Source organism: Pseudomonas sp. SO81 (assembly GCF_030374125.1).
Lineage (GTDB): Bacteria > Pseudomonadota > Gammaproteobacteria > Pseudomonadales > Pseudomonadaceae > Aquipseudomonas.
Genome location: NZ_CP126126.1, coordinates 2,163,915 through 2,186,596, shown reverse-complemented (window position 1 = coordinate 2,186,596; position 22,682 = coordinate 2,163,915). Strand labels below are relative to the sequence as shown.

General features: G+C 65.6%; 17 protein-coding genes and 2 pseudogenes. 7 read left to right on the top strand and 12 right to left on the bottom strand.

Annotated elements, in window-relative coordinates; genetic code table 11:
* Positions 1-57: 57 nt before the first annotated feature.
* The 6 genes from ntrC to OH686_RS10380 form a co-directional block, all read right to left on the bottom strand.
* Positions 58-1,491, bottom strand: coding sequence for a nitrogen regulation protein NR(I) (gene ntrC / locus OH686_RS10405; RefSeq protein ID WP_137973586.1), 1,434 nt, complete (start codon positions 1,489-1,491; stop codon positions 58-60).
* Complete coding sequence (gene glnL, locus OH686_RS10400) at positions 1,488-2,570, bottom strand: nitrogen regulation protein NR(II) (RefSeq protein WP_289538358.1); 1,083 nt, start codon at positions 2,568-2,570, stop codon at positions 1,488-1,490. Before glnL ends, ntrC begins: the two co-directional genes overlap by 4 nt.
* A gap of 197 nt (positions 2,571-2,767) precedes the next feature.
* A complete protein-coding gene (locus OH686_RS10395; RefSeq protein WP_289538356.1) occupies positions 2,768-3,394 on the bottom strand; it encodes a DUF4124 domain-containing protein in 627 nt (208 codons plus the stop codon).
* 13 nt (positions 3,395-3,407) lie between these two features.
* The gene (locus tag OH686_RS10390; RefSeq protein ID WP_289538354.1) at positions 3,408-3,968 is read right to left on the bottom strand and encodes a DUF4124 domain-containing protein; all 561 of its coding nucleotides are present in this window, start codon (positions 3,966-3,968) and stop codon (positions 3,408-3,410) included.
* A gap of 225 nt (positions 3,969-4,193) precedes the next feature.
* Positions 4,194-5,600, bottom strand: coding sequence for a glutamate--ammonia ligase (gene glnA, locus OH686_RS10385; RefSeq protein WP_137973582.1), 1,407 nt, complete (start codon positions 5,598-5,600; stop codon positions 4,194-4,196).
* Between the two features lie 88 nt (positions 5,601-5,688).
* The gene (locus tag OH686_RS10380; RefSeq protein WP_289538352.1) at positions 5,689-5,940 is read right to left on the bottom strand and encodes a hypothetical protein; all 252 of its coding nucleotides are present in this window, start codon (positions 5,938-5,940) and stop codon (positions 5,689-5,691) included.
* On the opposite strand from OH686_RS10380, the gene thiI reads away from it, so the two are divergent.
* On the top strand, positions 5,930-7,387 hold the full coding sequence (thiI, locus tag OH686_RS10375; RefSeq protein WP_289538350.1) for a tRNA uracil 4-sulfurtransferase ThiI: 1,458 nt from the start codon (positions 5,930-5,932) through the stop codon (positions 7,385-7,387). The genes OH686_RS10380 and thiI overlap by 11 nt on opposite strands.
* Before the next feature lie 130 nt (positions 7,388-7,517).
* Positions 7,518-9,335 (top strand): translational GTPase TypA, encoded by a 1,818-nt coding sequence (typA, locus tag OH686_RS10370; RefSeq protein ID WP_289538348.1) that lies wholly within the window; start codon positions 7,518-7,520, stop codon positions 9,333-9,335.
* A 67-nt stretch (positions 9,336-9,402) separates the two neighbouring features.
* On the opposite strand, the gene OH686_RS10365 is transcribed toward typA, so the two are convergent.
* The 6 genes and pseudogenes from OH686_RS10365 to OH686_RS10340 form a co-directional block, all read right to left on the bottom strand.
* On the bottom strand, positions 9,403-10,884 hold the full coding sequence (locus OH686_RS10365) for a M4 family metallopeptidase (RefSeq protein WP_289538346.1): 1,482 nt from the start codon (positions 10,882-10,884) through the stop codon (positions 9,403-9,405).
* Positions 10,885-11,055: 171 nt separating this feature from the next.
* Positions 11,056-11,781: an alanyl-tRNA editing protein gene (locus tag OH686_RS10360; protein ID WP_289538344.1), complete on the bottom strand. Its 726-nt coding sequence runs from the start codon at positions 11,779-11,781 to the stop codon at positions 11,056-11,058.
* Positions 11,782-11,784: 3 nt separating this feature from the next.
* A complete protein-coding gene (locus OH686_RS10355) occupies positions 11,785-12,768 on the bottom strand; it encodes a serine O-acetyltransferase (RefSeq protein ID WP_289538342.1) in 984 nt (327 codons plus the stop codon).
* A 17-nt stretch (positions 12,769-12,785) separates the two neighbouring features.
* Positions 12,786-13,703 (bottom strand): PLP-dependent cysteine synthase family protein, encoded by a 918-nt coding sequence (locus OH686_RS10350; protein ID WP_289538340.1) that lies wholly within the window; start codon positions 13,701-13,703, stop codon positions 12,786-12,788.
* 10 nt (positions 13,704-13,713) lie between these two features.
* Positions 13,714-15,604: pseudogene (moeB, locus tag OH686_RS10345) on the bottom strand (molybdopterin-synthase adenylyltransferase MoeB).
* Between the two features lie 3 nt (positions 15,605-15,607).
* A complete protein-coding gene (locus OH686_RS10340) occupies positions 15,608-16,546 on the bottom strand; it encodes a DMT family transporter (RefSeq protein ID WP_137974008.1) in 939 nt (312 codons plus the stop codon).
* A gap of 97 nt (positions 16,547-16,643) precedes the next feature.
* On the opposite strand from OH686_RS10340, the gene OH686_RS10335 reads away from it, so the two are divergent.
* The 5 genes and pseudogenes from OH686_RS10335 to cptA all read left to right on the top strand — a co-directional run bounded on the left by OH686_RS10335 (position 16,644) and on the right by cptA (position 22,545).
* The gene (locus tag OH686_RS10335; RefSeq protein ID WP_137973572.1) at positions 16,644-18,068 is read left to right on the top strand and encodes an aminotransferase-like domain-containing protein; all 1,425 of its coding nucleotides are present in this window, start codon (positions 16,644-16,646) and stop codon (positions 18,066-18,068) included.
* Positions 18,069-18,240: 172 nt separating this feature from the next.
* Positions 18,241-19,440 (top strand): annotated as a pseudogene (locus OH686_RS23380) (HAMP domain-containing protein); the annotation flags it as partial.
* Between the two features lie 6 nt (positions 19,441-19,446).
* Positions 19,447-20,301 carry a methyl-accepting chemotaxis protein gene (locus tag OH686_RS23375; protein WP_502942806.1) on the top strand — a complete coding sequence of 285 codons (855 nt, stop codon included), beginning with the start codon at positions 19,447-19,449 and terminating at the stop codon, positions 20,299-20,301.
* An 87-nt stretch (positions 20,302-20,388) separates the two neighbouring features.
* Positions 20,389-20,643: a 30S ribosomal protein S21 gene (gene rpsU, locus OH686_RS10325; protein WP_289538335.1), complete on the top strand. Its 255-nt coding sequence runs from the start codon at positions 20,389-20,391 to the stop codon at positions 20,641-20,643.
* Positions 20,644-20,781: 138 nt separating this feature from the next.
* Positions 20,782-22,545: a phosphoethanolamine transferase CptA gene (gene cptA / locus OH686_RS10320; protein ID WP_289538333.1), complete on the top strand. Its 1,764-nt coding sequence runs from the start codon at positions 20,782-20,784 to the stop codon at positions 22,543-22,545.
* Positions 22,546-22,682 lie beyond the last annotated feature (137 nt).

Genomic DNA, 22,682 nt, shown 5'->3' with positions numbered 1-22,682 from the left:
CGGTGCGGCAACGAAAACGGGCCCCGTGGGGCCCGTCTGGTTCAGCGCTGGCTGTGATCAGTCTTCGCCGTCGTCATCGTCGGCGCCGTCGACCTTCATGCCCAGCTCCTTGATCTTGCGGGTCAGGGTATTGCGGCCCCAGCCGAGCAGCACCGCGGCGTCGCGGCGGCGGCCGGCGGTGTGCTTGAGCGCGGTCTCGATCATGATCCGCTCGAAGGCTGGCACGGCGCTGTCCAGCAGGCTGGATTGGCCGCGAGCGAGGGCCTGGTCGGCCCACTGGCGCAGGGCCTGTTCCCAGTTGGCGGCCGGCGCGCTTTCCTGGGGCTGGGTCAGCAGCTCCGGCGGCAGGTCGTCGATATGCACCTCGCGGCCGGAGGCCATCACGGTGATCCAGCGGCAGGTGTTCTCCAGCTGGCGCACGTTGCCCGGCCAGGGCAGATGCTTGAGGTAGTCCTCAGTCTCGCTCTTCAGCAGCTTGGGCTCGACGGCCAGCTCCTGGGCGGCGCGGCCGAGGAAGTGGCGGGCCAGGGTGGGGATGTCCTCGCGGCGATCGGCCAGGCGCGGGATATGGATGCGGATCACGTTGAGGCGGTGGAACAGGTCCTCACGGAACTTGCCGGCCTGCACCAGGGATTCGAGATTCTGGTGGGTGGCGGCGATGATGCGTACGTCCACCTTGACCGGGGTGTGGCCGCCGACCCGGTAGAACTCGCCGTCGGCCAGCACACGCAGCAGGCGGGTCTGGGTGTCGGCGGGCATATCGCCGATCTCGTCGAGGAACAGGGTGCCGCCGTCGGCCTGCTCGAAGCGCCCGCGGCGCTGGTTGGCCGCGCCGGTGAAGGCGCCTTTCTCATGGCCGAACAGCTCGGACTCCATCAGGTCCTTGGGGATGGCCGCCATGTTCAGCGCGATGAACGGCTCGGCCGCGCGCGGGCTGTGGCGGTGCAGGGCGTGGGCGACCAGTTCCTTGCCGGTACCGGATTCGCCGTTGATCAGCACGGTGATATTGGAGTGGGAGAGGCGGCCGATGGCGCGGAACACCTCCTGCATCGCCGGCGCCTCGCCGATGATTTCCGGCGTGCGACCCAGTGCGGCCGGCGCCTCCAGGCCCTGCTGCTCCTGGGCGTGCTGGTTGGCGCGCTTGACCAGCGACACGGCCTCGTCGACGTCGAATGGCTTGGGCAGGTACTCGAAGGCACCGCCCTGGTAGGAGGCCACCGCGCTGTCCAGGTCGGAGTGGGCGGTCATGATGATCACCGGCAGGCGCGGGTGCATGTCGCGGATGCGGGCCAGCAGGTCGAGGCCGCTGGCGCCGGGCATGCGGATGTCGGAGATGATCACGTCCGGCTGCTGGCGGGACAGGCGGGTCAGCACGCCATCGGCGCTGTCGAAACTCTGGGTGGTCATGCCTTCCTGCTGCAGGGCCTTCTCCAGGACCCAGCGGATGGAGCGGTCGTCGTCGACGATCCAGACGGTTTCACTGCGGCTCATGACGGTGTGGCTCCTTGGTCCAGGGGCAGGAAGATCGAGAACACGGTATGGCCAGGATGGCTCTCGCATTCGATCAGGCCCTGGTGCTGACTGATGATGTTCTGGGTGATGGCCAGGCCCAGGCCGGTGCCGTCGGGGCGGCCGCTGACCATGGGGTAGAAGATGGTTTCCTGCAGCTCTGGCGGGATGCCCGGGCCGTTGTCGATGATCTCCATCTTCACCACCAGACGATGGCGGGTGTGGCCGATGGTGAACTGGCGCAGGGTGCGGGTGCGCAGGCTGATGCGGCCCAGGCGCAGGTCGCTCTGGCTGGACAGGGCCTGCAGGGCGTTGCGCACGATGTTGAGCACGGCCTGGATCAACTGCTCGCGGTCGATCAGCAGGTCGGGGATGCTCGGGTCGTAGTCGCGCACCAGGGTGATGCTGCCCTGGGACTCCGCCTCGATCAGACTGCCGACGCGCTCCAGCACTTCATGGATGTTGGTCATCGCCAGCGACGGCAGCTTGTTCGAGCCGAGCATGCGGTCCACGAGATTTCTCAGGCGGTCGGCCTCCTCGATGATCACGTTGGTGTAATCCTTGAGGCTCTCTTCCGGCAGCTCGCGGGACAGCAACTGGGCCGCGCCGCGGATGCCGCCGAGGGGGTTCTTGATCTCGTGGGCCAGGCCGCGCACCAGCAGCTTGGTGGTCTCCTGCTTGGACAGCTGCGCCTCTTCCTTGGTGATGCGCAGCAGACGGTCGCGCGGATGCACTTCCAGCAGCAGCAGGGTCTGGCTGCGGTTGAGGATCGGCGTCACCGCATAGTCGACGGTGATGGTCTGGCCAGCCAACGAGGTGAGCATCGCCTCGCGCTTGGTGAAGGGATGCGCGTGCTCGACCGCCAGGCGCAGCGAGCTGAGCGCTTCCGGCGACTCGGTGAACAGTTCGCTGATGAACTGCCCGTGGCTGCGCTGGCCACTGACCGCCAGCAACATCTCGGCGGCCGGGTTCATGTACTCCAGGCGCAGCTCGGCATTGAGCAGGATGGTGGCGGTGGTCAGGTTGTCCAGCAGTAGGCGGTGCAGCGCGTCGTTGATCATGGCAGGTCTGAGTCCCGGCGTTGGGCTGGAAAATGCAAAAAGCAAACCAAAGCCCTGAAAAGACGCGTATCTCTGCCAGCAACCGCCCTTCAGGCTGCGTTTCGGCGCAGCCGGCGCGGTCGTCGATGAACCAAAACGGGGAGAGTATAGAAATCGGTGCAGGCTGATGCATCAATATGGTGCATTGGCCCGCGCGATCAGATGAAGGGAATCAGCGGGATGTCTTTCGGCGGGTCTTTCGGCTTGTCTTCGATGGGGCATTCCGGGCGCACGCCCCAGTCCTTTTTCTTGCAGGGGTTGGTCTTGCGCTTCTCGGCCAGGGAAATGCGCTTCATGTGGAAGGGTTGACTGGGAGTGCGCTCGACGATGCGGCCATAGGAGTCGAGTATTTCCACCGAGAGTTTGTGCGTGCCACGATCGATATTCTGCAGAGGGAATACCGGGCTGCGGCCGGCTTCTCCAATCGGCTGGCCATCCATGATCAGTCTGTAGTTGTGTCCATCGCGCAGCGTCGGCTCGCTGCTGGCGGTGACTATAAGATTGCCCGCCGGGTCGCGAATGGTTGCATCGGGTTCGGGGACGATGATGCGCAGCACGTCATAGGCCGGCTCTACCTTGGTGGTTGGATAGGCGGGAGGTGGGCGTAGTGGCGCTTGGGTTGCGTCCATGGCGTTGGAGGGCGCCAGCTCAATGCGCTGGGCCTTATCCGAGGGCGGCTGGTCGGTGAACACCCGGTTACCTTCGGCGTCCACATAGGTGTAGACCCCGGCATGGCTGGCAAAGCTGGTCAGGCCGAGCAGTAGGAATAGCAGTGGACGTAGCATGGAGGCTCTATGGTCAGGATGCTGGTTTGGGCGGAGGCTTGTGCGGTGTCGGCTTGGGTCTGGCCGGGCTGTTCAGGCTGATGCGTTGCACGGTGAAGGTCACCGGTTCACTCTGTTGCACTTGGCGCTGGCCGCTTAGCACTTCCACGGCAAGGGTGTGTTCGCCCCGATCAATTTCGGTCAGTTGCAGGCGCGGTACATTGCTCGGTTGCCCATAGGGCTGGCCATCCAGCAGCAGGCGAAGGCTGTGGCCTGGTCGCAGGCGCGGTTCGATATCGACGCTGACGGTAAAGGTCCCGTTGTTAGCGCGCAGGGCCTCTTCGCTGGGCATATCGCTCAGCGCCAGATGACTATAGGCAGCCTGTTCTTTCTCGACCGTCTTCGGCTGTTCCACCACTACGGGCTGCTGTGGCTCTACCGTATTGGTCGGCTGCAACTCGACAGACTCCGTCGCCTGGCCTTCCGGCGGCTGGTTGGTGAATACCGTGTTGCCGTTGGAGTCGGTGTACTTGTAGATCTGCGCGGCGGCTGGCAGGGCCAGGGTGCACAGCAGGCAGGCGGTGAGCAGGCGCATCGGTAGGCTCCTGAATGATCCTGCGGCAAGGGTTGCATCGCTGAACGTCTCTGGCAAGTCCGCACGCTGCCGTGCGTGGCGTGGCGCAAGAAATAGTTGCGGCAATCGCTGGTCGCTCCCCAGCTCAGGGCTCTCTCACGGCTCTGCCATGAAATCTCGGGGCACAAAAAAGGCCTCCCGAAGGAGGCCTCTTTCAAGCGAGCCGCGTAAGCGGCCGGCGCTGGATCAGACGCTGTAGTACAGGTCGTATTCCAGCGGGTGCACGAAGGTGCGCACCTTGATTTCTTCTTCCGATTTCAGCTCGATGTAGGCATCGATGAAGTCGTCGGAGAATACGCCGCCCTTGGTCAGGAAGGCGCGGCCCTTGTCCAGCTCTTCCAGGGCTTCTTTCAGGCTGCCGCAAACCTGCGGGATTTCCTTGGCCTCTTCCGGCGGCAGGTCATACAGGTTCTTGTCGGCGGCGTCGCCGGGGTGGATCTTGTTCTGGATACCGTCCAGACCGGCCATCAGCAGAGCAGCGAAGGCCAGGTACGGGTTGGCAGCCGGATCCGGGAAGCGAGCCTCGATGCGGCGAGCTTTCGGGCTGGAAACGTACGGGATACGGATCGAGGCGGAACGGTTACGAGCCGAGTAGGCCAGCATGACCGGAGCTTCGAAGCCCGGGACCAGACGCTTGTAGGAGTTGGTCGACGGGTTGGTGAAGCCGTTCAGGGCCTTACCGTGCTTGATGATGCCGCCGATGAAGTACAGGGCGGTATCGGACAGGCCGGCATAGCCTTCGCCGGAGAAGGTGTTCTTGCCGTCTTTGGAGATCGACAGGTGCACGTGCATGCCCGAGCCGTTGTCGCCGTACAGCGGCTTCGGCATGAAGGTAGCGGTCTTGCCGTAGGCATCGGCCACGTTGTGTACGCAGTACTTCAGGGTCTGTACTTCGTCAGCCTTGTTGACCAGGGTGTTGAACTTCACACCGATCTCGTTCTGGCCGGCAGTCGCCACTTCGTGGTGGTGAACTTCGATAACCAGGCCCATTTCTTCCATGGCATTACACATGGCGGTACGGATTTCGTGGTCGTGGTCGCACGGCGGAACCGGGAAGTAACCACCTTTGACGGCCGGGCGGTGGCCCTTGTTGCCGGACTCGACGTCGGCGTCGGTCATCCACGAGCCTTGTTCGGAGTAGATCTTGAACATGGAGCCGGAGATGTCGGACTTGAACTTCACTTCGTCGAAGATGAAGAACTCCGGCTCCGGGCCGACGAAGACGGTGTCACCGATACCGGTGGTCTTCAGGTATTCCTCGGCGCGCTTGGCGATGGAACGTGGGTCGCGATCGTAGCCTTGCATGGTGCTCGGCTCGATGATGTCGCAGACCAGGATCAGGGTCGGCTCTTCGGTGAACGGGTCCAGAACGGCGGTGTCATCGACCGGCAGCAGGATCATGTCGGAGGCTTCGATGCCTTTCCAGCCATGGATGGACGAACCGTCGAACATCTTGCCGACTTCGAAGAAGTCCTCGTCCAGGGCGTCACGGGCCGGCATGGTCACGTGGTGTTGCTTGCCTTTGGTGTCGGTGAAGCGCAGATCAACCCACTTCACGTCGTGTTCTTTAATCAGTTGAATCGACTTCGACATGCTGTCCTCCAGGTGGATGGGGCCGGCTGAGCCAGCCTCCAAAATTAGGTGCAAAGCCGGGCGCGATAGTCGGCCAGGCTGGGCTGCCTCACAAGGGAGCAAATTGCATGCCAGTGCCCCGGAATGGGTTGGAAGCTTGAAAGTCAGGGGCTGCGCGGCCTGTGTCGATTTTTTGAGCGATTTTGTGCACCGAGTTGGTGCCGTTAAAATGCAGTTCGCACTTTTTTGGTGCCTTGTCGCGACGACTATTGTTTTTGATCAAAGCTTGAGCAATTTCCGCTATAATCCGCGCCCCTGTTTTTCGGTCTCCCGTCCGGCACCCGTTTTCCATGAAGCTCATCGTCAAACCCTTCGCAGAAATCACCATCAAGAGCCGGCCGGTGCGCAAGCAGTTCATCCGCCAGCTGGCGAAGAATATTCGTACGGTGCTGCGTGATCTGGACCCCGAGCTGGAGGTGCAGGGCGAATGGGACAACCTCGACCTGATCAGCCGGGTCAGCGAGCCGAAGGTGCAGGCCGAGATGTTCGCGCGCCTGCGCAGTACGCCGGGCATCGCCCACTTCCTGGAAGTGCACGAATACCCCTACGTCGATTTCGATGACACCTTCGAGAAATGCCGCGCCCACTTCGGCGCCCAGCTGCCCGGCAAGATCTTCGCCGTGCGCTGCAAGCGCGCCGGCAATACCCATGACTTCTCCTCGATGGAGCTGGCCAGCCATGTCGGCAGCCGCCTGCGTCGCGAGTGCGGTGCCGCCGGCATCGACCTCAAGCAGCCCGAGGCCGAAGTACGCTTCGAAGTGCGCTATGACCGCCTGCTGATCATCCACGCCCAGCACGAGGGCCTCGGCGGTTACCCGCTGGGCTCCATCGAACAGACCCTGGTACTGATGAGTGGCGGCTTCGACTCCACCGTCGCTGCCTATCAGATGATGCGTCGCGGCCTGCTCACCCACTTCTGCTTCTTCAACCTCGGCGGCCGTGCCCACGAGCTGGGTGTGATGGAAGTGGCTCACCACCTGTGGCAGAAGTTCGGCAGCTCGCACCGCGTACTCTTTATTAGCGTGCCGTTCGAGGAAGTGGTCGGCGAGATTCTCGGTAAGGTCGACAACAGCCAGATGGGCGTGGTGCTCAAGCGCATGATGCTGCGCGCCGCCAGCCGCATCGCCGCCGAGCTGAATATCGATGCACTGGTCACCGGCGAGGCGATCAGCCAGGTCTCCAGCCAGACCCTGCCCAATCTCTCGGTGATCGACGCGGTCACCGACACCCTGGTGCTGCGCCCGCTGATCGCCGCGCACAAGCAGGACATCATCGACACCGCCACCGCCATCGGCACCGCCGAGTACGCCAAGAACATGCCCGAGTACTGCGGCGTGATCTCGGTGAACCCGACCACCCGCGCCAAGCCCGGCCGCATCGAACACGAGGAGAGCCACTTCGACATGGCCATTCTCGAGCGTGCGCTGCAGCGTGCAACCCGCGTGACGGTGGACAAGGTGATCGACGCGCTGGGCCAGGACCTGCAGGTCGAGGAAGTGCGTGAAGCCCTGGTCGGGCAGATCGTCATCGATATCCGCCACCCGGATGTCGCCGAGGACGAGCCGCTGCAGCTGCCCGGCATCGAGGTGCAGGCCCTGCCGTTCTACGCGCTGAACAACCGATTCAAGGAACTGGATGAGAGCCGCCAGTACCTACTCTATTGCGACAAGGGTGTGATGAGCCGCCTGCACGCTCACCACCTGCTCAGCGAGGGGCATGCGAATGTTCGCGTCTATCGCCCGCATTAAGCGTGCAGGTCTGCTCGGTGGCAGCATCCGCCACCGGCCTCCCGACCGTCGCAGCGCGTAACCCCGAGTTCACAACGGCCAGGCAGACTGCAGGGCCACAGCTTTCAGAATCTTCAATCGAGACGACATCGTGATCGAAAAACTGCGCAACATCGCCATCATCGCCCACGTCGACCATGGCAAAACCACCCTCGTCGACAAACTCCTGCGCCTGTCCGGCACCCTCGACCGCAAAGAAGCGGAAAACGAGCGCGTGATGGACTCCAACGACCAGGAAAAAGAGCGCGGCATTACCATTCTGGCGAAGAACACCGCCCTGAAGTGGAACGACTACAACATCAACATCGTCGACACCCCCGGCCACGCCGACTTCGGCGGTGAAGTAGAGCGCGTGATGTCGATGGTCGACTCCGTGCTGCTGGTGGTCGACGCCCAGGACGGCCCGATGCCGCAGACCCGTTTCGTGACCCAGAAGGCGTTCAAGGCCGGCCTGCGTCCGATCGTGGTAGTGAACAAGATCGACCGCCCGGGCGCGCGCCCTGACTGGGTCATCGACCAGATCTTCGACCTGTTCGACAACCTCGGCGCCACCGATGAGCAGCTCGACTTCCCGATCGTCTATGCCAGCGCCCTGAACGGCATCGCCGGTCTGGACCACGAGAAGATGGACGACAATATGGACGCCCTGTTCCAGGCGATCATCGACCACGTGCCGGCCCCCAAGGTCGACGTCGACGGTCCGTTCCAGATGCAGATCTCCCAGCTGGACTACAACAGCTTCCTCGGCGTGATCGGCATCGGCCGCATCGCCCGTGGCCGCATCAAGGCCAACACCCCGGTGGTCGCCATCAGCGACGACGGCAGCAAGCGCAACGGCCGTATCCTCAAGATCATGGGCCACTCCGGCCTGCAGCGCATCGAAGTAGGCGAAGCCGAAGCCGGCGACATCGTCTGCGTATCGGGCATGGACGAGCTGTTCATTTCCGACACCCTGTGCGACCCGCAGCACGTCGAGGCCCGCCCGCCGCTGACCGTCGACCAGCCGACCGTGAGCATGACCTTCCAGGTCAACGACTCGCCGTTCGCCGGTAAAGAAGGCAAGTTCGTCACCAGCCGCAACATCAAGGACCGTCTGGACAAGGAACTGCTGCACAACGTGGCCCTGCGCGTCGAAGCCGGCGAGTCGGCCGAGAAGTTCAAGGTCTCCGGTCGTGGCGAGCTGCACCTGTCGGTACTGATCGAAACCATGCGCCGCGAAGGCTTCGAGATGGCCGTCGGCCGTCCGGAAGTGGTGATCATCGAGAAGGACGGCGAGAAGCAGGAGCCGTACGAGAACGTCACCATCGACATCGAAGAGCAGCACCAGGGCTCGGTGATGGAACAGATGGGCCTGCGCAAGGGCGATCTGACCAACATGGTTCCCGATGGCAAGGGCCGCGTGCGACTGGAATACACCATCCCGGCGCGTGGCCTGATCGGCTTCCGTAACAACTTCCTGACCCTGACCTCGGGCAGCGGCATCCTGACCTCGACCTTCAGCCACTACGGCGCGATCAAGGCCGGTGAAGTCAGCAACCGTCAGAACGGCGTGCTGGTTTCCATGGCCACCGGCACCGCGCTGACCTACTCGCTGGAAACCCTGCAGAGCCGCGGCAAGCTGTTCCTGGCCCCGGGCGACGAGATCTACGAAGGTCAGCTGGCCGGTATCAACAGCCGCGACAACGACCTGGTGATCAACCCCACCAAGGGCAAGAAGCTCGACAACATGCGCGCCTCCGGCAAGGACGAAGTCATCGCCCTGGTGCCGCCGATCAAGTTCACCCTCGAGCAGGCGCTGGAATTCATCGCCGATGACGAGCTGGTGGAAGTGACGCCGAAGTCGATCCGCCTGCGCAAGAAGATGCTCAACGAGAACGACCGCAAGCGCTACGAGCGCGCCAAGGTCTGATTCTTATCGGGCAATGAAAAGCCCCCGCCGGAGTGATCCGGCGGGGGCTTTTTCATGCGCCGCGTTTTTACAGCAGGGTCGGGCAACGCACGCCCACCTTGGCGAAGGCGGCGATCACCTCGGCACTGCCGTAGCTGCGGTTCTGCGCCGACTGGATCACCCCGCAGGCGCCCTGGTCGAAGCCGCTGGTTTCGGTCCAGTAGAAGCGGTTGGCGTCGACGAACACCTCGAAGGCCTTGCGCGTGTTCCAGCCGCTGGTGCGGCTCAGCAGGTAGAAGGCGCGGTTGTAGATGCCGCTGGAGTGGTGCACGTCGATGCCGTCGTGGTACTGATCGGCGTGCTCGATGGAGGCACCGTCGCGGCTGGGCCGGTTCATGTAGCGCAACGAGCCGCTGCCCTTGAAGATGTCGGCGCCGACCTTCCAGTCGTTGCTGCCCTTCATGAAGTACTCGGCGGCCTCGCCGGCCATGTCCGAAAAGGCCTCGTTGATCCCGCCGGACTGGCCCTCGTAGACCAGGCCGGAGTTCAGTTCGGTGAAGCCGTGACTGACCTCGTGGGCCGACACGTCCAGCGACACCAGCGGATAGAAGCGGCTGTGGCCGTCGCCGAAGGTCATGGCCTGGCCGTCCCAGAAGGCGTTTTCGTAGCCGTTTCCGTAGTGCACCTTCATGTACAGCTTGCGCGCGTTGAGCGGGCGCAGGCCGCCGAACCAGCCGCCGTACATCTGAAACACCACGTTGCCGAAGTAGTGCGCGTCGTTGAGTGGCGAGAAGGCGCCGTTGATGGCCTTGTAGTCGTTGTACGGGCAGGCGAAGCGGAAGGGCGTGACGCTGGAGTTGTCGTAGCTCTGGTTGAGATTGACGGTGATCACGTCGCCGCTGTTCATCTGGCAGTTGCTGTTGACGATCAGCGGGCCGTACTGGGTGCCGTACAGGTGCTGGCCGGTCTTGGCGTTGCCGCCGGGGCCGCTGGCTTCCGCGTGGGCCAGGCCTTCCCAGCGCTGCAGCAGCTCGCCGGTGTTGGCCTCGATCATGAAGTGCGGGCGCGACGGGCTGGCGCCGCCGACGAAGAAGGACACCACGTAGGCCAGCTGGGCCTGGCCCTGCTCGTTGCGGCGCACCACCAGCTCGCTCTGCTGGTTGGTCGGCGGCAGCGCGCTGTCGATCAGGCTTCTGGCCTGCTGCAGTGCCTGCTCCTTGCTCAGGGTCGGGGTGGCGTCGCGGGCCAGGTCCTGCTCGATGCCGACCAGCATGCGGCCGCTGCGTTGCGGGCGTGGGCCGCTGGTTTCGGTGATGACCTCGCCCCACACCCGCACGCCCTTGTAAAACTGCTGGTAGCGGGTGACACGGGCGCCGCTGGGCAGGCGCGCGCTGGTGTCGGCGTCGAGCTCGTCCGGGGTCAGGCCGAGGGCGCTGTGGATATCGCCGGCGGCGATGCCGGCACGGGCCTTCGGCAGGCTGGCGACGTCGACCAGTTCGGCGGCGAAGCCGGCGGCAGGGGCGGCCAGACCGGCCAGTAGCAGCGACTGTTGAATCAACTTCCTATGCATCGTCTTCTCCTTGCGGGGCGGAGGTGTCCTCCGGGGTAGGTTCCGGCCGCCTTGTGGGCGGCGCGGAGTGCTCATCGCCGCCGATGGGCGGATAACCCTGCCATTGGCGATGAAAAGGGAAGGCAGTCGGAGAGGCGCCGACGGGTGGTCGGTAGCGGTGGGGCGGAAGGCTCAGGCGAAGCGCAGGGTCACGCGTCGGTTGTGCCGGCTCTTCTTCTCGATCTTGTCGCAGATCACGGCGCCCACCTCGGCGGTGTTGCGCACGTGGGTGCCGCCGCAGGGCTGCATGTCCACGCCGGGGATGTCGATCACCCGCACCGTGCCGTTGCCCTGGGGCGGTGCCACTTGGGTGCGGCAGAGATTGGGCAGGCTGCGGTACTCATCGTTGGAGAGCAGTTGCACCTGCACGTCGAGGGCGCCGTCGATCAGCTCCATCAGGCTGCGGGTGATCTGCTCCTTGTCCAGGGTCGATTCCGGCAGGTCGAAGTCCAGGCGGCCCTTGTCGGCGGCGATGCTGCAACCGGTCACCGGCGCGTCGACGATGGCGCACAGCAGGTGCAGGCAGGTGTGCATGCGCATGTGCCGGTAGCGCCGTTCCCAGTCCAGACAGCCTTGCAGTTCCGTGCCGGCGCGGATGTCCGGGTGACCTTCCTCCAGCTGGTGCCAGATGATCGCCCGCAGCAGCGGATCGCGCTGGGTGTTGACCACCGCCACGGCCGAGCCGTCCGGCAGCAGCAGGTGGCCCTGGTCGCCGGGCTGGCCGCCGCCGGTGGGGTAGAACAGGGTCTGGTCCAGGGCCACGCCCAGCTCGCTCACCGCCAGTACGCGGGCGGTGAAGGTGTGCTGGTAGGGCAGCTCGTCGAACAGGGGGCGGGTATGCAGGGCCAGTGCCGACATGGGTCAGCCTCCGATACTGAGGATGTGGGGTTTGAGCACCGCCCGGACCAGATGGCTGAGACCGGGCGGATCGAGCAAGGTCATGTCCTGCAGCACGTCGCCGATCCGCAGGTTCAGCGGATAGCGCGGCGCCGGCGTCACGGCGCCGAGGTTGCGCAGGCGGTACTGGCGGTGATGGCGCTCGCGCACCGTGCATTCCAGGGTCAGGCAGCCAAGCAGGTGGTGGTCGGCATCGAGCACGGTGATCTCCTCCGCCTCCGGCAGTTCGCCGACCAGGTGCAGGCGCTCGCCGAGCACGAACGCACCCAGGTAGCCGCGGCTGGCGCCAGCGCTGGCGCGCTGCATCTGCAACTGGTTGACGATGCTGACCCGGGTATTGGCCGGCACGTCCTGGGTGATCACGCAGGCGGGGCTGATGAAGGCGTGGTCGCCGATATGCACGGCGCCGAGGATGCGCGCGCCGGCGCCCACTTCCACGCCGTTGCCCAGGCTCGGGTGGCGCTTGCCGCCGGGGTTGTCGGCGATGCCGGCGGCGCCCAGGGTCACGCCGCTGAGCAGGTAGCAGTCGTCGCCGATCTCGCAGGTCTCGCCGATCACCGTGCCGAAGCCGTGGTCCAGCACGAAGCGCCTGCCGATGCGCGCCGCCGGGTGAATCTCCACCCCCGACTGCAGCTTGCCGGCGTTGGCCAGGCGGTGGGCGATCAGCTCGCGCTCCACCAAGCCGCCGCGCAGCCACACCTGGTGGGCCAGGCGATGGAACAGCACCGCCTTGAACGAGGCATAGGTGTCGAGGATCAGCTCGGTGCGCCCGCACGAGGCCGGGTCGCGCGCGGCATAGGCCTGCAGGTCCTCGGCCACCTGGACCACGGCGCTGTCCATGATGCCGTCCAGGTACGGCATCAGGTGCTCCATGTCTTCCGCTTTGAGCGCATGCACCAGATGGTCCAGCAGCCCGTCGTAGAGTTTCAGCCTGTCGAGGTAGCGCATCCCGTCGTCCTCCATGGCTAGCATTCGAAGTGCGGCAGGTAGCTGTCGACGCTGTCGTAGACCAGCGTCAACACCCTTGTTGCTCGCGGCAGCTCGCCGGCCAGCTGGGCGATGGCCACCAGGTTGGCCGCCGAAGACAGCCCCAGGCTGACGCCGTCGCTGCGCATGGTGCGGCGCACCCGCTCCAGACAGGCCTGCTTGGAGACCTTGAGCATGCCGTCGAGCACGCCGAGGTTGAGGATGCGCGGCACCAGGCCGATGGACAGGCCCTGAATCTCGTGCGGCGCGTGGCGGTCGGCGAGCAGGTCGCACTGCTCCGGCTCCACGCCGAATACCCGCAGCCACGGCCAGCGCGCCTTGAGCGTCTCGCCCAGGCCGGTGACGTGGCCGCCGGTGCCGATGCCGGCCACCAGGCAATCCGGCGGCAGCGTGGCGAAGTCGCGGAGAATTTCCTGGGCGGTGGTGCGCCGATGGATCTCCGGATTGGCCGGGTTGCGCTGCTGGTTGAGCATCACGTAGCCGGGGTTTTCCAGCTGTAGCTCCATGGCCAGCTCGCCGTGGGAGTTGTTGCCGCGGCGGCTGTCGGACAGCACCACCTCGGCGCCGTACAGGCGCAGCAGCTTCTGCTTCTCCGGGCTGTAGTTGTCGGGAATCACCAGGACCACCCGGTAGCCGAGGATGTTGCCGGCGATGGCCAGGCCGATGCCGGTGTTGCCACCACTCGGTTCGATGATGGTCTGCCCGCTGCCGGGCCGCAGAACGCCGCGCTCCTCGGCGTCGCGCACCATGGCCAGGGCGATGCGCGCCTTGTGGCTGCCGCCGGGATTGAGCGATTCGAGCTTGGCGTACACCTCCAGCCCGGTCTCGGCGCTGAAGGCTGCCAGGCGCACCACCGGCGTCTCGCCGATGGCCTGCAGCAGGGATTCGTGGATCATCGCGCGGCCCTCAATACAGCGGCATGTCGGGGGCGACGTCGCGGGCCCAGGCCTTGAGCCCGCCCTGCAGCACCTTCACCTGCGAGTGGCCGGTGTCCAGCAGCTGGCGCGCGGCGCGCTCGGCGCGCGGGCCGCCATAGCAGATCAGGCACAGGGTGCGCTCGCGGTCCAGCTCGCCTAGACGCTCACTCAGCTCGCCGAGCGGGATATTGAGCGCCGTGGGCAGACCGCAGACCTCCAGCTCGTTCGGTTCGCGCACATCCAGCAGTTGCAGATCCTCGCCGTACACCAGGCTCAGTTGCAGCTGCTGCGGGCTGATGAACAGCTCCGCCGGCAACGTGCTGTCGCCGGCCATGGCGGCGCAAGTGGAGGGCGGCTCGACCTGCAGGTTGTGGTCGCTGCGCGCCGGCGAGCAGGTGGGGCAGTCGCCACGGCGCTTGAAGCGTATCTCGGTGAACTTCATCGCCAGGGCATCGAAGCGCATCAGGCGGCCGACCAGGGGCTCGCCGATGCCGAGGATCAGCTTGATCGCCTCGGTGGCCTGGAGCAGGCCGACCACGCCCGGCAGCACACCGATCACCCCGCCGGCGTTGCAGTTGGGTGCCAGTTCGGCGGGCGGGCTCTTGGGGTAGAGGCAGCGGTAGCAGGGCCCGTCCTGGTGATTGAACAGGCTGATCTGGCCGTCGAAGCGGTGCAGGGCGCCGTACACCAGCGGGCGCTTGAGCAGCACGCAGGCATCGTTGAGCAGATAGCGGGTGGCGAAGTTGTCGGTGCCGTCGATCACCAGGTCATAGGCGTCGACCAGCTCCAGCGCGTTGTCCGGGGTCAGGGCGCAGTCGTGGGCGTCGATGCGGATGTCGGGGTTGAGGTCGAGCAGGCGGCGGCGCGCCGATTCCACCTTGGCCAGGCCGAGGGTGCTGGTGCCATGCACTACCTGGCGCTGCAGGTTGCTGCTCTCGACCCGGTCGAAGTCCACCAGGCCAAGGGTGCCGATGCCGGCGGCGGCCAGGTAGAGGCTGACCGGCGAGCCCAGGCCGCCGGTGCCGATGATCAGCACGCGGGCGTTCTTCAGGCGCAGCTGGCCGCGGCGGCCGACGTCCGGCAGGGTGATATGGCGCACGTAGCGGCGCACCTCGTCGTTGCTCAGCTCGTCGCAGTCCAGGCCGCCGGAGGTGGCGAGCATGATGTCCAGCTCGGCATCGGCCGGCAGCTGGCTGTCGGCCTCAACCAGCTCGCCGTCGGCGGTGAGCAGGAAGTGCTCCTTGAACTGGTCGTTGCCGTAGAACAGGTGCTCGCGCAGTCCGGCGTGACGGCCGCAGACATCCTCCACCAGCTCGCGCACGGTACGCCCCTGACCCTCCAGCTTTGCTGAGGGCAGCCTGGCGACGCGGGCCAGCACCTCCGGAAAAATCACCACACTCATAGCCAAACTCCTTTTATTGCAGGCCATTAGGGGGAGCCGGGAACTCCCGGCTGCAGACGAATTCTTCTCCGCTCCACTCGAACAGCTTGGCGCCATGGGCCTGGCCCTCGCGCACGTCGACCACCAGGTAGGCGACCGGGTGGATGGGCTGGCCCATGAACAGAGCCTTGTCCACGTCCTCGCTGCTGAAATAGGCGCCGACATCCGGGTGCGAGTGGTAGATGACCCGCGCCGGGTTGTCGCCGCGCAGGCTGCGGTTGAGCAGCAGGGTGTCGGCCACGGCGAAGGTGTAGCCGTTGGCGGCGCTGCGCCGGTACACCTCGGGATCGAGCCGGTTGAGCTGGTCCTGGATGTTCTGGCCCTGGTGCACGCGTGCATCGGCGAAGACGAAGCCGCAGCATTCCTCCGGGTAGGTGGCGCAGGCGTGGCGGTAGATGATCTGCAGGGCTTGCGGGTCGAGGACGTCCTTGTCGGGCATGGCTTAGTCCCTCTTCGCCAGAAGCTTTTCCACCGGCACCTTGGTGATGGCGAAACCGGCCAGCAGCAGGGCGGAGTACAGCGCCAGGTCGCGGGAAATCGGCAGGCCCTCGTACCAGGAGCCGATGATCACGGCGAACACCGGGAAGATGATGAAGACGAAGGACAGGATCACCGGGCTCAGGCGCTTGAGCAGGAAGAAGTAGACGATGAAGCCGCCCACCGAGGCGCACAGGCCGAGGTAGGTGAGGGCCATCCACGAGCGCGCGCTGATGGCGGAGAAGCTGGGGTGCTCCACGCCCAGGCCGACGAGGAACAGCATCAGACCGGCCAGGCCGATGGGCAGCGTGTTGTAGGTGATGACGCTGATGTCGGCGCCCTTCTTCTTGGTCACCACGTAGCACAGCGCGTGCATCACCGCCGCCGCCAGGATCGCCAGCACGCCGGCGAACTCGTCGTGGGCCAGGCTCAGGCCCTGGCTGCGCAGGATCATGAACAGGCTGCCGAAGCCGATGCCGATGCCCATCACCTGGGACAGGTAGATGCGCTCGCGCAGGAACATCGCGGAGAACAGCAGGATGAACACCGGCATGCAGCTGAACAGCAGCGCGGTGAGGCCGGAAGAAACGTGGGTCTCGCCGTAGTTGAGCAGGTAGTAGGGCAGGCTGAAGTAGCACAGGGTGACGAAGACGAAGAAGCCCAGGTGGCTGCGCGGGAAGAAGATCGAGTCGCCGCGGATCAGGGCGAAGCAGAGGAACAGCGGGAAGGCGATCAGGAAGCGCAGGCCGGAGGCGGTCAGCGGCGGCACGGTCTCCACCGCGATCTTGATCCCCAGCCAGGTGGTGCCCCAGCTCAGGCAGACGATCAGGAACAGCAGGCTGGTGATCAAGGCACCCAACCAGTACTTGGCGGATTTACCGGTGTTTTCAATTACGGCAGACATTGGCATGATGACAATCCTTCGTGATCACAAAATTGAACCCTAATGCTCAGGAATCAATCGCGATTGATACTGGTCAATTAGGCTATTTGGACGAAAAATGGCTGTCAAACCAATTATTGACACGGTGTCAATGCTGCGCGAGGCGTTAACCTCGGGGCATGGCGCCAAATACAAACGCCTGGCCGGGTCCATGGAGATCGGGATTCTGGAAGGCAGCATCGAGGGCGGGGCCAAGCTGCCGCCGCACCGCAACCTGGCGGATCGCCTGGGGGTGACCATCGGCACGGTCAGTCGCGCCTATGCCGAGCTGGAGCGCATGGGCCTGGTGGTGGCGCGGGTCGGCGACGGCACCTTCGTTCGCCAGCGCGACCTGGAGCGCAAGCGCGACGCCGGCTTCAGCAACTTCGTCGAGGAGCGGCCGGAGCAGTTCGACATGAGTCGCAACATGCACATCCCCGGCCTGGAGACCAGCCTGCTGGCGCAGAGCCTGATGGACCTGGCGCATGATCCGCAGACCCTCGCCGAGCTGACCCTCTACACCCCGGACGCCGGCCTGCCGCGCTACCGCCAGGCCGGTGCGGACTGGCTGGCCCATGGCGACTTCCAGCCCCAGGCCGAGCAGGTGCTGTGCGTCAACGGAGGCCAGCACGGCCTGCTCTGCACCCTGATGGCCCTGCTGCGCGCCGGCGACAGCCTGGTCACCGAGCAGCTCACCTACCCGGGCCTGATCACCGCCGCACGCATGCTCGGCATCAAGCTGCTCGGCGCCAGCATGGACGAGGAGGGGATCATTCCCGCGTCCCTCGACGAGCTGTGCCGGCACAACCGGGTCACCGCCCTGTACTGCACGCCGACCCTGCAGAACCCCACCACCGGGGTGATGTCCGCGCGCCGCCGCGAGGCCATCGCCGCCATCTGCCGCGAGCACAACCTGCTGATCATCGAGGACGAGGCCCACGCCGTGCTGGTCGAGGACCGGCCGCCGCCACTGAGCTGCTACGCGCCGGAGCGCACCATCCTCATCGGCAGCCTGAGCAAGGCCATGGCCGCCGGCCTGCGGGTCGGCTACCTGCACGCGCCGGCGACCCTGGTCGGGCGCATCTCCGCGACCCTGCGCGCCAGTTGCTGGATGGCCACGCCGCTGGCCATGGAGCTGGCCACCAACTGGATCAGCAACGGCATCGCTGCCAAGCTGCTGCGCCAGCAGATCGCCGAGATCGGTCGGCGCAAGGCGCTGGTGCAGGGGCTGCTGGAGGGCCTGAGCTATCGCACCCATGCGCAGTGCCCGCACTTCTGGATCGAGGTGCCCGAACCCTGGCGCGCCTCGGACGTAGAGGTGGACCTGAAGCAGAAGAACTGCCTGATCGCCACCGCCGAGGCCTTCGCCGTCGGCCGCGCGGCGGTGCCGCAGTTCGTCCGCGCCAGCGTCAGCAACGCCTCGCACAGCGACCAGCTGTTGCTGCAGGGCTTCCAGGCCCTGGCCGCGACCCTGCGCCAGGACATCGGCCAGTTCGACGAGTAGATGCGCCCGTATGGCGCCTTTTTGCACCTTGATGGCGCAATGCCTTCTATCGTTTAGCTCATGAAGTCAGCGAGGCTTCCGATATCCATGGAAGCCTTGAAGCGGCGAAGGCGTGGCTCGGCATTTGCTAGCTCATGCGTTTCGCAGTTTCGTCCGATTCAGGAGTTCGACGATGAATGCGCTGTTGCTGCCCGGAGTCAACGCACTCGAGAAATTCAGCTTCGCCCGCAAGTTCCAGCTGCTGGCGCTGCTGTTCATCCTGCCGCTGGCCTACGCCGCCTGGTCCATCGGCGAAAACTATCTGGGCAAGCTCAAGGTCGTCGCCGACGAGCATTCCGGTGTCCTGCAGCTGCAGGCCCTGGACAAGGTCGAGCAGGTGCTGGTGCGCCAGCGCAACCTGACCGCCCGCTGGAAGTCCACCGAGCGCAACCGCGAGGCCTCGGCGGAAACCCAGGCCGCCATCACCCGCCTGCAGCAGAGCGAGACCGAGCTGGACCAGGCGCTGGATAGCCTGCAGCAGACCCTGGTCGCCGAGGGCGCCAGCGAACAGCTGCAGGCCAGCCTGCGCACCCTGCAGGGCCAGCGCGACGGCCTGCGGGCCCAGGCACTGGGCGGCATCGGCTGGTGGCCGGATGCCTACGATCGCTTCACCCTGAGCCTGCAGCAGCTCGGCGCCCTGCGCGAGCAGATCGCCACCGAGAGCGGGCTGATCCTCGATCCCTGGCTGGAAACCTACCTGCTGATGCAATTGGCCACCGAAGATTCGCCACGCCTGCAGCAGCGCCTCGGCGTGCTCGCCAGCGTCGGCCAGGGCGCCGTGGCCGCCGGCCAGTTCAGCCTGCAGAGCCGCCTGCAGCTGCGCGAAATGCGCGCCGCCGCCGGTGAGTCGCGCCAGCAGCTGGCCAAGCTCGGCGAGCGCCTGGAAAGCGAATTGCCGAAGTCGCTCTCGGCCTGGAACCAGGCCTATGCCCAGAGCCTGGCCGGGCTGGACGACTGGCTCAAGCAGCTGGACCAGAAGATGTACGGCGACGCCGGCATCCAGCTCGACGTGGCGGCGTTCGAGCAGGGCATGGATACGGCGCTGGGCCATATCGAGACGCTGCAGCGCGCCACCCTGGAGGCGCTGGATACCCGCCTCGGCCAGTATCGCGCCAAGGCCCTGCGCGCACTGATCATCACCCTCGGCGCCTTTGGCGTGCTGGTGGCGCTGGCGCTGTATGCACTGGTCTGCCTGCAGGCGTCGATCCGCGGCAGCAGCTGGCGCATCACCGCGCTGGCCCAGTCCCTGCGCGACGGCGACCTGCGTCGGCATGTCACCGTGCATGGCAATGACGAACTGGCGCTGATCGGCGCCGCGCTGAACGACGCCGTGGCGCAGATGCGCGGCTCGCTGCAGGGCGTGAACCGCGAGAGCGCTGAGCTGAGCGACACCGTGGTCACCCTCAGCGAACAGGCCCAGTCGGCCCTGCGCGCGGTGGAGCAGCAACAGCAGCAGGTCAGCCAGATCGCCGCCGCCGCCACGCAGATGGCCGCCACCGCGCAGAGCGTGGCGGAGAACTGCGAGATGGCCGCCCAGGATGCGACCCAGACCCGTCACATCGCCGAGCAGAGCAACCAGCGCAGCCAGCAGACCACCGCCAGCATGCGTCAGCTCACCGCGCGTCTGGGCGACACCGCCGCCGCCCTCGGCGAGCTGCGCGAACAGGCCCAGCAGATCGACCGGGTGGTGGTGGTGATCAAGGGCATCGCCGAGCAGACCAACCTCCTGGCACTCAACGCCGCCATCGAGGCGGCGCGGGCCGGCGAGCAGGGCAGGGGCTTCGCCGTGGTCGCAGACGAGGTGCGTTCGCTGTCGCAGCGCACCCAGGAGTCGACCCGCGAGATCAGCGCCACGGTCGAGGCCCTGCAGCGCGTGGTCCTGCAATCGGTGGAGCTGATGCAGACCGCCTGCAGCCAGGCCGAAGTGGACGCCGGCTCGGTCACCGAGCTGGGCGACCACTTGGGCGAGATCGCCGGCGCCGTGCAGCGGGTCAGCGACATGATCGCGCAGATCGCCACCGCCGTTGAGCAGCAGGCCGCCACGGCCGAGGAGGTCAGCGGCAATATCCAGCAGGTCGACCAGGCTGCCGCCGACCTGCTGCACGGCGCCCAGGCCGTACACGGCGTCGCCGACCGCCTCAGCGACGGCAGCCGCGCCTTGGCGCAGAACACCGCGCACTTTCATCTGGATTGAAGGGCGGCTGGATTGAACCCGAGCGGGGCGCTATGGTTGGCGCTCCGCAATCACCACGGACAGGTGTCAGTCTCTAACACGCAGCTCATGCCGGTCACCGTCGTTCTGACCGAACAGGAAAGTGTCGAGCAGGCCCTTCGCCGGCTGCGGCACGTACTTCATGCCGAACTGGCGCGCCCCTGGCACAAGCGCCGCTACGGCTGCCACGAAAAACCCTCCGAACTGCGCCGCAAGCGCGAAAAGATGCAGCACCTGCAGTGCCGGTCCGGCAACGGCTTGTGGCTCAAGGTGCCGCTGGCGACGCAGTTCAGTCGTACGGCTGGCTTGGCGGCGGGGCGGTAGGCCTGGCGTAAGGTTGCGCATAAAGCCTCTCGTCGTAGGCAGTGAGAGACTTTTTCTGACCTTTTGACAAAGTTTTCACGCCCGCTCCGGCAGATTCCCCGGCCATAAGGGAGTTTCCCGCTTCGCCTTGGGGCTGTGATGACTATCGCGCAACGCGCCGACGCTTCTCGTGGCGGCATCGACTGGGCTGGCCTGGGCTGGACCTTTCTGTTCTTCTGGTACTTCTCGGGTGTCACCCAGGTACTGATCTACGCCAGTGACAGTGCCGGCTTCTCCGGGCTGCGCCAGTCGCTGGTGCTGAGCCTGCTGTGGCTGGTGCCGCTGGTGCTGTTCCCGGCGCGGGCGCGCCTGCTGGCGGCGCTGATCGGTGTGCCGCTGTGGCTGTGTTCGCTGGCCGGTTTCGGCTACTTCCTGATCTATGGCCAGGAGTTCTCGCAGAGCGTCATCTTCATCCTCTTCGAGTCCAACGTCAGCGAGGGCACCGAGTACCTGGCGCAGTACTTCGCCTGGTGGATGGTGCCGGCCTTCCTCGCTTACGGCCTGGGTGCCTGGCTGTTGTGGCGCAAGGTGCGCCCGGTATACCTGTCCAGGCCGGGGGCGCTGCTGGCTTCGCTGTTTCTGCTGTTTTCCTCGCTTGGCTATCCGGCCCTGCGCCAGTTCAGCAAGCATGACGACCTGCGCTCGGCGCTGGAAAACTTCGAGGAGCGCATCGAGCCGGCCACGCCCTGGCAGCTGGTGGTCGGCTATCGGCAGTACCGCGCGCAGCTGGCCAACATGCAGGCGCTGCTGGAGGGCCGCCAGCGCATCGCACCGCTGACCGATCTGGTGGACGCCCACGCCGGCCAGCCTGCGACCCTGGTGCTGGTCATCGGCGAGTCGACCAACCGCCAGCGCATGAGCCTGTATGGCTACGACCGCCAGACCACGCCGGAGCTGGACAAGCTGCGCGACCAGCTGCAGGTGTTCGGCAACGTGGTCACGCCGCGGCCCTATACCATCGAGGCGCTGCAGCAGGTACTGACCTTCGCCGACCAGAACAACCCCGATGCTTACCTGAACACGCCTTCGCTGGTCAGCGTGATGAAGCAGGCCGGCTACAAGACCTACTGGATCACCAACCAGCAGACCATCACCAAGCGCAATACCATGCTCACCACCTTCTCCAAGCAGGCGGACGAGCAGTTCTACCTGAACAACAACCGCGAGCAGAATGCCCGCCAGTACGATGGTGACGTGCTCGAGCCGTTCGCCAAGGTGCTGGACGAGGATGCGCCGCGCAAGTTCATCGTGGTCCACCTGCTCGGCACCCACATGAGCTATCAGTACCGTTATCCGCCGGAGTACGAGCGCTTCACCGATCGCCAGGGTGCGCCGGAGCATGTCAGCGACGCCCAGCTGCCGACCTACAACGCCTACGACAATGCGGTGCTGTACAACGACTTCGTCGTCTCCAGCCTGATCAAGCGCTTCTCGGCCACCGACCCGAACGGCTTCCTGCTCTATCTCTCCGACCACGGCGAGGCGGTGTTCGACGCGCCCAAGGCCGAGGTGCTGGGGCGCAACGAGGCGGCGCCGACCGGGCCGATGTACACCATTCCCTTCATCCTGTGGAACTCGCCGAAATGGCAGGCCCAGCAGCCGCGCGATTTCAGCCAGGCGTTCGGGCGGGCGGCCAGCAGCTCCAGCCTGGTGCACACCTGGGCCGACCTCGCCGGGCTCGACTTCGCCGAGCGTGACCGCAGCCGCAGCCTAGTGGGGGCCGACTTCAAGCCGCGCCCGCTGCTGATCGGCAATCCGCAACAGCCGCAGAACCTGATCGACTTCAGCCTGATCAAGCCTAAGGCGGTCGATCATGAGCTGGCCCGCCAGGAGCCGCACAAGGTGAGCGCCCAGCCGCTCTAGCCTCCGCTTCATCCCTCGTTGGAACGAGCGCCGCACGGTGGAGTAATCCGTCGCGCGGCGTTTCAGTCTTAGGAGGGAAAATGCGTGGAGCGATCGTGCGCTCCCGCCTCGCCGTCCCCTACAGTCCCTCGCCGCTT

What these genes read in the sequence shown, in the direction of transcription:
- ntrC (WP_137973586.1), bottom strand. Translation starts at nt 1,491, where the DNA reads ATGAGCCGCAGTGAAACCGTCTGGATCGTCGACGACGACCGCTCCATC.
- glnL (WP_289538358.1), bottom strand. Translation starts at nt 2,570, where the DNA reads ATGATCAACGACGCGCTGCACCGCCTACTGCTGGACAACCTGACCACC.
- OH686_RS10395 (WP_289538356.1), bottom strand. Translation starts at nt 3,394, where the DNA reads ATGCTACGTCCACTGCTATTCCTACTGCTCGGCCTGACCAGCTTTGCC.
- OH686_RS10390 (WP_289538354.1), bottom strand. Translation starts at nt 3,968, where the DNA reads ATGCGCCTGCTCACCGCCTGCCTGCTGTGCACCCTGGCCCTGCCAGCC.
- glnA (WP_137973582.1), bottom strand. Translation starts at nt 5,600, where the DNA reads ATGTCGAAGTCGATTCAACTGATTAAAGAACACGACGTGAAGTGGGTT.
- thiI (WP_289538350.1), top strand. Translation starts at nt 5,930, where the DNA reads ATGAAGCTCATCGTCAAACCCTTCGCAGAAATCACCATCAAGAGCCGG.
- OH686_RS10380 (WP_289538352.1), bottom strand. Translation starts at nt 5,940, where the DNA reads ATGAGCTTCATGGAAAACGGGTGCCGGACGGGAGACCGAAAAACAGGG.
- OH686_RS10365 (WP_289538346.1), bottom strand. Translation starts at nt 10,884, where the DNA reads ATGCATAGGAAGTTGATTCAACAGTCGCTGCTACTGGCCGGTCTGGCC.
- OH686_RS10360 (WP_289538344.1), bottom strand. Translation starts at nt 11,781, where the DNA reads ATGTCGGCACTGGCCCTGCATACCCGCCCCCTGTTCGACGAGCTGCCC.
- OH686_RS10355 (WP_289538342.1), bottom strand. Translation starts at nt 12,768, where the DNA reads ATGCGCTACCTCGACAGGCTGAAACTCTACGACGGGCTGCTGGACCAT.
- OH686_RS10350 (WP_289538340.1), bottom strand. Translation starts at nt 13,703, where the DNA reads ATGATCCACGAATCCCTGCTGCAGGCCATCGGCGAGACGCCGGTGGTG.
- OH686_RS10340 (WP_137974008.1), bottom strand. Translation starts at nt 16,546, where the DNA reads ATGTCTGCCGTAATTGAAAACACCGGTAAATCCGCCAAGTACTGGTTG.
- OH686_RS10335 (WP_137973572.1), top strand. Translation starts at nt 16,644, where the DNA reads ATGGCTGTCAAACCAATTATTGACACGGTGTCAATGCTGCGCGAGGCG.
- OH686_RS23375 (WP_502942806.1), top strand. Translation starts at nt 19,447, where the DNA reads ATGCGCGGCTCGCTGCAGGGCGTGAACCGCGAGAGCGCTGAGCTGAGC.
- rpsU (WP_289538335.1), top strand. Translation starts at nt 20,389, where the DNA reads ATGCCGGTCACCGTCGTTCTGACCGAACAGGAAAGTGTCGAGCAGGCC.
- cptA (WP_289538333.1), top strand. Translation starts at nt 20,782, where the DNA reads ATGACTATCGCGCAACGCGCCGACGCTTCTCGTGGCGGCATCGACTGG.